Consider the following 1,023-nt stretch of genomic DNA (forward strand, 5'->3'; position numbering starts at 1 on the left):
CGTGCCTCTTTTCAATGGCGATGGCCAGCTGATCGGCGCACTCGGCGTGTCCGGCGGTACGCCAGAGCAAGATGCGGTACTTGCTCGGGCTGCGATCGCATGACAGCGGCTCGGGTTTGCTCGCGCGACGTATCGCGGGGGCGGCCGGTTGCCGGACCGCGTGCCGCTCGGGTCGAGCGGCACGTGTTGACCGGAACCGCATTCGGGCGCGGCCATGCATGCCTGTCGGCCGCCTGAGCAGCGCGTCATCCGGCCTCGTCCGATAGGGCGACGGGCGCTTCATACTGACCGCCGCGCTCGGCCGTCGACCCGTGACGCCGGTGGGAAGCGATGTCGGCCCCGAGCGCATGGAGAATCGATCGACCCTTCTTCGTCAGATACGCGCGCCGGCGGCCAGGCGCGCCATGTTCGAGCATGACGAGTTGCCGTTCGAGCAATGCATCGAGTTCGGCGCGATTCATGTCGAGCTGATCCGGCGCCTGGCACACCAGCATCAGCGTCGCGAATTCGTGCGGGCTCAGCATGGCTGCCTCCCGTCGCGCATGGAGCCGCCGCCCGCAGGCATGACGCGGAACAACGAAATAGGGTGCAGCATGCGTCCAAACCCGGCGACTCGACGGCGCGGCAGCTTCGGTCGGCCGATCGCAGCGGGTTGGGGCGCGCCGCGCAACGCGAATGGCTTGCGCTCGGCACGTACGCGAGCGCCGATTGGCGCGAAGCGACTCGTGCCGTTGCGCGCTTTCCGCAGGCCGGTCGGCAGACCCGTGACGACGCGGGCGGCGCGTCGTGGTCGGCGGCCGACCTCCGGCAGCCGATCGAAGATAAAGAAAGGATGGTTCATGATTCGCTCCCGGTTGGACCCCGCATGGAGGACGAACCGGACCACGCGCTCCAGTTCGTCGATCCGCGAGAGACCTCGCTGACAAACAAATCGAAACACGCAGCGCGTAAGCCGCGGCTGCTTGAGCGATACCCAAAATAGGATGGGAAGCGCGGATTTCAAGCGCCGTCGCGCGACGATTT

The 1,023-nt window shown here is 67.1% G+C and carries 3 protein-coding genes; 1 reads left to right on the forward strand and 2 read right to left on the reverse strand.

The genetic code is table 11. From position 1 onward, the window contains the following. The first annotated feature begins 1 nt into the window (after position 1). On the forward strand, positions 2 to 103 hold the full coding sequence (locus JMF90_RS38315; RefSeq protein ID WP_236598147.1) for a heme-binding protein: 102 nt from the start codon (positions 2 to 4) through the stop codon (positions 101 to 103). 142 nt (positions 104 to 245) lie between these two features. Here the strand turns inward: JMF90_RS38315 and JMF90_RS38320 are convergent, their stop codons facing one another. Both JMF90_RS38320 and JMF90_RS40500 read right to left on the reverse strand, forming a co-directional pair. Then, a complete protein-coding gene (locus JMF90_RS38320) occupies positions 246 to 524 on the reverse strand; it encodes a hypothetical protein (RefSeq protein WP_077220330.1) in 279 nt (92 codons plus the stop codon). Further along, positions 518 to 1,023, reverse strand: a 506-nt coding sequence (locus JMF90_RS40500; RefSeq protein WP_236598146.1) for a hypothetical protein, incomplete at its 5' end; no start/stop codon positions are given. The genes JMF90_RS40500 and JMF90_RS38320, both read right to left, overlap by 7 nt.

This window comes from Burkholderia sp. E168m23 (genome assembly GCF_016586125.1).
GTDB classification, from domain to species: domain Bacteria; phylum Pseudomonadota; class Gammaproteobacteria; order Burkholderiales; family Burkholderiaceae; genus Burkholderia; species Burkholderia orbicola.

Bases quoted from the DNA above. Each gene is read 5' to 3' on its own strand.
- JMF90_RS38320 (WP_077220330.1), bottom strand. From the start codon at position 524: ATGCTGAGCCCGCACGAATTCGCGACGCTGATGCTGGTGTGCCAGGCG.